Source organism: Flavobacteriales bacterium (genome assembly GCA_021296215.1).
Taxonomy (GTDB): domain Bacteria; phylum Bacteroidota; class Bacteroidia; order Flavobacteriales; family ECT2AJA-044; genus ECT2AJA-044.
The window spans coordinates 1-7,256 of record JAGWBA010000092.1 but is presented as its reverse complement, the minus strand read 5'-3'; the positions used below and the strand labels follow the sequence as shown (position 1 = coordinate 7,256).

Genomic DNA, 7,256 nt, shown 5'->3' with positions numbered 1-7,256 from the left:
ACTCTTGTAAGCCAGCTTTCGATATTTCTTGCTTTTTCATATCACTAAGTTAAGTGACACACTTTTCTGAACAGACTCTAATCTATTGTGCACATACAAGAACCTAATGACCGGTCCCTGCCAAATTCCGGAAAATTGATAGCGGACATCCAGGTTGTACTGATCGTATGAATCAGCGTAGTACTTGTTCAGTTCAACATTCTCGAAGCCGGGAGTCCACGTGCGGCCCGCATCCACCTCAATACTTAATTCGGGATGTGACTTCGGTATCCAATGCGCCTTGAGCATGAAGGTCTTCGCCTCCCCCATTCCCTCCGGTCTACCGCGACCGATGGTCGTGTAAAACTGTTCGCGGCCGAATTCACGCGGAAACAAAAACCTGCCTTTGCCCGGAATAGTCGTGTAATTCGCGGTCAAATTGAAGTCGTTAACCTGTCGGCCGAAGCGAAAGCTAAATAAGCTCGTTTGTTGATCGGGCGGATAATAAGCCTGGCTCACATCTTCTGAGCCACCATCATTGTGAGGATCCTCCCCCAAATACTGCACACCGCCGATCCACTTATTCTGTTTGTAGTCGACCTGAATGAAACCTGCGTTCAGGATGTTATCGATGTAGTAATCCCAAAACTGGATGTCCAGCGAACCTTTGGAGCGCTGAACTCCCAGGATCGCCATCCCTTTCGAGTGAATATTCCCTTTGTACTGTGAGGGCGAGCCATCCGGGTTCAAGCCTGTTCCGTACAAGCCAATAGCGTCTTCGATCTTATACCATTTCACGGTGCTCCGCGGTGAAACTGCATCGATCAATCCTAAGTTTCACAACCAACCTTCAGCAGGTGCATAGTCTACCCACAAGCCATCTAACACATAAGGCTTCATTCGCCCGTCTTGCGGATTCACAAGCGGCGAATAAATACTCTGCTTACCCAGTGTAAGGGAAATGCGTTTCCGGCGGTAGTTGATGTAGAGCTCCTCTAGTCGGTCGAGATCATGATGATTTTCCGGGTCCGTGATATCGAACAGCTGTCTTTCAAAACGCGCGGTCCGATGACTGAGCTCGTCGCGCTCCATTAAATTCGAGGAATATAGGTTGTAAATAAAGTTTCCCCCAACACCGACTTTAAAGCCATTCCAACGACTCGATTCGTACTTGATGAATCCCCCAACAGCGTTGGCATAGTAATCCGAAAGTGCTCCTTCATTCAACGTTGACATGAAGTAATGCCGGAAATGACCAGACAATTCCCCTTCCGAAAAGAACTCCTTGATACTGTGCACGTGGCTCGTGTCGGAATGCTCTATAACGGGGCGTTGATCATGGTCGTTCTGCCCCCAAACTTTGGAAATCAGAAAAAGAGATATGACGAAAATGGTCGTTCGCATTTTATCCGGGCAACAAGAACGGAAGAATGAAATAGGTCGTGATAAGTCCTCCAATGAAGAATCCGATCACTGCCAACAGAGATGGCCATTGAAGATTGCTCAAACCGGCGTATCGCGTTCCAAATCCGATCAGAAATCCTCCACCGATCATGATGACCAGTCCCTGCCACGTCGACAAAAATTCCCGGGTAAACATTTCTGGAGGTAAATACTGATCACCAGCGTTGTGGGTTCCGTAATTCTCGAGTTCTTCTATCGTTTTCGGGTTCAGGGCGATCTTTTCAGAAGGCATCATGTATTCGTGGGCGATATACCCGCCCATAATTGCTCCAACGGCGAAAACCAAATTCCACACCTGGCTTTTCCAATCGAACTTGAAGAAGTCGGACAATTGGCCTCCACCACCTATCGCACACATTGTGCGCAGGTTAGCACTGAAGCCAAACTCCTTACCGAAAATGAGCAACAAGAACATGATGACGGCGATAAGTGGACCGGCCACGTACCAAGCCCCACATCAGCTCGTAGACCAGCCATTAAAGTCTCGAATATCAACAACTCTAATGACCTCTTTCTAATCCTCTATAAATATAAAAGCCCCTTCCGAATATCGAAAGGGGCTTGGTGAAATGCCGATGTAGTTTTAGGCCGGCTGACCAATAGGGCCAGTCCAGGACATGATACCATCCTGAAGGTTATAAACCTGCGTAAATCCTCGTTGCGCCATGAAACTAGCTACCATTCCGCTGCGATTACCGCTGCGGCAGTACACGTAGTAGCTCTTTTCGCGGTCCATCTCATTTACTCGGTCTGCAAAACTCGGATCCATGACTTTGATGAGCAATGCGCCCGGAATCACCCCTTCATACCATTCTCCCGGAGTGCGGACATCAATAATGACCGCGCCCTCGCTATTCATACCGGCCTCAAAGGCGGCCGAATCTATGTTCCTATAATTCATGCCTCTTCTTTTTTCTGTTTTCTGAGAGTCGATGGACAAACGTAGTCAGTCACTTCAACATCGGTTCCTTCTTGAATGGCTTTGAATCCACCTTGAATATCGATTACATTGTGAAATCCTCGCGATTTCAGGATCGACGAGTAGATCATGGAGCGATATCCACCTGCACAATGAATGTGGTAGGTTTCATCCTGCTTGAATTCATCCATGTATTCGTTGATGTAATCCAATGGACGGTTAAAGGCCTTGTCGACATGTTCCGCTTCGAATTCTCCAGGCTTACGGACGTCCAAGACTTTCAGCTCGCCGGATTTCCAATCTTTGGCAAACTGAGTCGCCGTGATCGACTCTACAGTATCGACCTCCTTACCAGCTGAACGCCAAGCATTAAAACCGCCTTCCAAATAGCCCAAGGTGTTGTCGTAACCAACTCTTGCCAATCGAGTTACTGTTTCCTCTTCCCTACCTTCCGGAGCCACGAGGATCAAGGGCTGATTCAGATCGGTGATCAGAGTGCCAACCCATACGGCAAAAGTTCCATCGATTCCAATAAAGATAGATTTCGGAATATGGCCATGAGCAAAGTCTTGAGCCTCCCGAACGTCAAGGATCAAAGTGCCTTCGTGATTCGCCATCGCCTCGAATGTGTCTACGCCCAAAGGCACAACACCTTTCTCTAGAACTGAGTCGATAGAATCGTATCCTTCTTTATTCATCTTTGCATTCTTCGGGAAATACTGTGGAGGAGGTAAGATCCCGTCAAGCACCTCTTCAATAAACTCTTCCTTGGTCATATCAGCACGAAGAGCGTAATTCGTCTTCTTTTGATTGCCTAGTAAGTCCGTAGTTTCCTTACTCATGTTTTTACCACAAGCCGATCCTGCACCATGAGCCGGATAAACGATAACGTCGTCCTCCAAGGTCATGATCTTGTTTCTCAAGCTATCGAATAGCATTCCAGCCAAATCGCGCTCCGTCAAATCACTTTTAACGGCCAAATCAGGGCGTCCAACATCACCAATAAACAGCGTGTCACCACTGAAAATAGCGTGATTTTTCCCTTCTTCGTCGATCAACAACCAAGTCGTACTTTCAGGTGTATGCCCGGGGGTGTGCAATGTCTTGATACGGATCTTACCCAAGCTAAACTCCTCGCCATCCGAGGCTTTATGGATGTTGTACTTGGTTTCAGCCTTAGGGCCATAAACGATCGTAGCGCCAGTCTTGTCGGCCAAATCGATATGACCAGAAACAAAATCGGCGTGAAAATGAGTTTCAAAAATGAACTTGATCTTCGCCCCTTCAGCTTTGGCCTTTTCAATATAAGGTTCGGTTTCTCTCAGCGGATCAATGATCGCCACTTCACCTTCCGATTCAATGTAGTAGGTGCCTTGTGCCAGACAGCCCGTATATATTTGCTCTATCTTCATTCTTATTCAGATTAAATCTATTTGAGGATTTATTGCTTCACAAAATTACTGATGAATGTCTCATCATCAGGTGACAAATGTTACGATAGCAATATAGTAATGTCGATACGGAATAACCGTTATCTATGCTCGTAGTTCGTTGGCCTTGTCTTCACTGGCCCGATAAGCATTGATGATCTTCCGGCGCATAAGGAGGTAATTCACCAGCCCCATAAGCATAACCGCGACTCCAACGGCCCACATCACGGCAGTCAGCCACTTTAGATCTTCGAGCATCAGAACTCGGTCAATGCCACAGCAGTCACGAAAAGATACAGCCCACTTCTAAAAAAGGACAACAGCGTTCGCTGATTGCCAACCGCGTTCGGTCAATGGCCAAAAAATCCCTTAATATCAGATCTTCCCGAACTTCTTTTTTCTTATACATATCAGTGCTTTGAGTTGGTTTGCATCACAACGTCTTGAGCTACCCGCTCGTGTCCATGCTTGTAGTGATTCACGGCATCCGAGAGATCAAAGAAAAAGTTCTCTTTACCTATGGCATCGACCAGTCCGGACTTGATAACCACATCGCGTAACGGACCTTTTAAACCACTAATATAAAATTCGATATCCCGTTTGTGATATTCCTCCGCAAGGTCGTGGAGCATATTCACTGCAGAGGAATCCAACCCATTTATCGCCTTTGCGTTCAGAATTACTAGTTTCAGTTGATCTCCTTTCTCTTGTTCCCACTGCTCCAGTCGTTCACGAAAATAGTTGGTGTTCGCAAAAAACAATTGCGCATCCAACCGCGCGATCAAAATCTCCGGATCGGACTGTGCTTCAGAGAAGCGCTCCAAATTCCGAAACTGATTGGTCCCGGGTAATTGACCCTCGCGCGCCATATGCGGATAAGTGACTCGGTAAATGACCATTGCCAAACTCAATACCACTCCCGCCGCAATACCCTCTTCTATACCGAGTGAAAGAGTCGCGAGGAATGTGACCAACAGCATGGCAAAGTCTTTTTTATTCGCATGCCACAAGTGCTTTGCCTCTTTGAAATCGATCAATCCGAATACGGCGACCATGATTACACTAGCGAGTATTGCCTTCGGCAAGAAGTAGAACAAGGGAGTTAAAAACAACAGCGTCAAAATGATCAACACCGCGCTAATGATACTCGCAAGGCCGGTTCGAGCTCCTGCTTGGTCATTCACCGCAGTACGTGAAAATCCGCCCGTAGTTGGAAAAGCCTTGAAAAGCGCCCCCAAAATATTGGCCAACCCAAGACCGATCAATTCCTGATTCGGGTCAACTTCGTAGTTCTTGTGCTTGGCTTGAATCGCCTTAGCCACAGCGATCGATTCCATGAACCCCACAAGAGCGATCGTCAAAGCGATTGGCATCAAATCTCCTAAGCTCTCCCAATTCAACGAAGGAATTTCTGGATTCGGAAGCCCACTGGGCACTTCCTTCACGATCTTCATACCTCCTTGATCTAATTTCAAGAAGTAGACAGCTAAAATCCCCAAGATCACGACTACTAAAGGGCCAGGTATACTTCTGTTTACCTTTTTTAGGTTCATGATGATACCTATAGCGACAACGCCAAGGATCAAGGTCGGAACATGAGTGTTGCCGATATTCGATCCAGCATTTATAAGGATCTCGTGAATGTAGTTGCTACGGGGAATGTCGATTCCCAACAAGTGCTTCAATTGGTTCAAACCGATGATCAGAGCTGCTGCGCTCGTGAATCCCGAGATGACCGGGTGTGACAAGAAATTCACTAAAAACCCAAGCCTAAAGACCCCTAAACTGAATTGCAAAATACCCACCATTAAGGCAAGTAGAATTGCTAGCCCAACGAATTCATCGGTGCCAACAGGAGCAATTGCCCCAACCCCCGAAGAGATCAGTAATGCCACCATGGCTACTGGTCCTACTGCCAATTGCCGACTCGTGCCAAAAATAGCGTACAAGATCAAAGGTACGGTTGACGCGTAAAGTCCGTAGATCGGCGGTAAACCGGCAAGCATGGAATACGCCATTCCCTGAGGAATAAGCATTACACCAACGGTCAGACCCGCGGATAAATCTCCACGAAGGTCTCCCCTGTCGTAATGTGTGATCCAATTTAGTAGGGGTATATATTGCTTCACGTTCATAGCAGAAATAAGATTTCGTGCAAAGGTACCTTGTGCGCCACCCCCAACACCGTAACAAAAGTCATCCGATTACAGATCGACCGGTTCGATCCTGTTACGACCCAAGGACACGAATCCGTCTTTTTCTATTTTCTTCAGTAGCCTACTGATGACCTCACGCGAGGTATTCAACTCATAGGCGATCTCTTGGTGCGGCAGCTTCAGAACACGTGTCTCCAACACCTCCGAGCTCTTTTTAAGGTAGCTGATCAGCCGTTCATCCATGCGCTGAAACGCAATGCTATCCGGTGTGCTAAGCAGTTCCTCAAAACGCGCTTGATAAGTCTCGATCACGAATCGGTACCACGACTTATACTTGCTCATCCAATCGGGAATCAACCCAACTGGCACCGATATGAATTCGGTATCCTCCATCGCGACTGCCTTGACTTGGGAAGTCTGATTATGAAGTGTGCAGGCGAAACTCATTGCACATCCTTCACCGGGCTCGAGGTAATAGAGGAACAACTCATGACCATCATCGTCTTCTCGAAAAACCTTTACACGACCTTCCGTGATCAGGGGTATCGACTTAACGTATTGCCCCATCTCCATTAAAGTAGTACCCGCCGAAGTACGACGAATGGTACACTCGTCAGTTATTTGTTGGCGAAGTTCCTCATCGGTAAAGGCCGGAAATATTTCAGCGATATCGTTGCTCATAATGCAATAATATTCGAATTTTCTCTAAAATTGAACACACAAGGCAATGAAGACCTTATCCTCCCTTTTCCTTTTTTTGTTTTGCGCCTACGGCGCGATGGCCCAGCAGTCGCCCCGCGAGTTCTCCTATCAAGAAGGTGATACCATGTATACGATGAAGAGCTATATCCTCTGTCTATTGAAATCCGGCCCCGAAAGAAGTCAGGATTCCGCCACTGCAGCCAAGCTCATGGAGGGGCATCTCGCCCACTTCGAACGTTTGGCCGATGAAGGTAAGATCGCCATGGTAGGCCCCATGGGGGAGGATACCGAACTTCGTGGCATCATTATTTTCGATGTGGCTACTGTAGAAGAAGCGCGAGCTCTGGAGTCCGAAGATCCCATGATCAAAGCCAACAGGCTTACTATGGAGTTTCATCCTTGGTGGGCAGCCAAAGGAGCCTGTTTGCCATAAAAAAACCCCGGCACTAATGCGTGCCGAGGCCTCGATGTCCTCCGGTTAGGAGAACCACAGCTTGCTCCGGGTTAATCGTTACAGAGCAAGTGTGTCTATAAGTGTCCTAAGTTCGACTTTTCTAAATTTCATTATTTAATTAACAGGACTGAACAGAGGAATAAGGCCGATAT

9 protein-coding genes are annotated in these 7,256 nt (G+C 47.2%); 1 reads left to right on the top strand and 8 read right to left on the bottom strand.

Annotated elements, in window-relative coordinates; all coding sequences use genetic code 11:
• Window positions 1–36: 36 nt before the first annotated feature.
• From J4F31_11495 to J4F31_11460, 8 genes are all read right to left on the bottom strand, one after another.
• A complete protein-coding gene (locus J4F31_11495; protein ID MCE2497180.1) occupies window positions 37–777 on the bottom strand; it encodes a hypothetical protein in 741 nt (246 codons plus the stop codon).
• Between the two features lie 39 nt (window positions 778–816).
• Complete coding sequence (locus J4F31_11490; protein MCE2497179.1) at window positions 817–1,383, bottom strand: hypothetical protein; 567 nt, start codon at window positions 1,381–1,383, stop codon at window positions 817–819.
• 1 nt (window position 1,384) lies between these two features.
• Complete coding sequence (locus tag J4F31_11485) at window positions 1,385–1,858, bottom strand: YeeE/YedE family protein (GenBank protein MCE2497178.1); 474 nt, start codon at window positions 1,856–1,858, stop codon at window positions 1,385–1,387.
• Window positions 1,859–2,026: 168 nt separating this feature from the next.
• Window positions 2,027–2,344 (bottom strand): rhodanese-like domain-containing protein, encoded by a 318-nt coding sequence (locus J4F31_11480; GenBank protein ID MCE2497177.1) that lies wholly within the window; start codon window positions 2,342–2,344, stop codon window positions 2,027–2,029.
• Window positions 2,341–3,774, bottom strand: coding sequence for an MBL fold metallo-hydrolase (locus J4F31_11475; GenBank protein ID MCE2497176.1), 1,434 nt, complete (start codon window positions 3,772–3,774; stop codon window positions 2,341–2,343). The genes J4F31_11480 and J4F31_11475 overlap by 4 nt, the downstream gene beginning before the upstream one ends.
• 123 nt (window positions 3,775–3,897) lie before the next feature.
• Window positions 3,898–4,050 carry a hypothetical protein gene (locus tag J4F31_11470; GenBank protein ID MCE2497175.1) on the bottom strand — a complete coding sequence of 51 codons (153 nt, stop codon included), beginning with the start codon at window positions 4,048–4,050 and terminating at the stop codon, window positions 3,898–3,900.
• A 152-nt stretch (window positions 4,051–4,202) separates the two neighbouring features.
• Window positions 4,203–5,927, bottom strand: a complete 1,725-nt coding sequence (locus tag J4F31_11465; protein ID MCE2497174.1) for a solute carrier family 26 protein — start codon at window positions 5,925–5,927, stop codon at window positions 4,203–4,205.
• Between the two features lie 69 nt (window positions 5,928–5,996).
• The gene (locus tag J4F31_11460) at window positions 5,997–6,629 is read right to left on the bottom strand and encodes a Crp/Fnr family transcriptional regulator (GenBank protein MCE2497173.1); all 633 of its coding nucleotides are present in this window, start codon (window positions 6,627–6,629) and stop codon (window positions 5,997–5,999) included.
• 46 nt (window positions 6,630–6,675) lie between these two features.
• Here J4F31_11460 and J4F31_11455 point away from each other — a divergent pair, with 46 nt between their 5' ends.
• Window positions 6,676–7,083, top strand: coding sequence for a hypothetical protein (locus tag J4F31_11455; GenBank protein MCE2497172.1), 408 nt, complete (start codon window positions 6,676–6,678; stop codon window positions 7,081–7,083).
• Window positions 7,084–7,256: the final 173 nt, after the last annotated feature.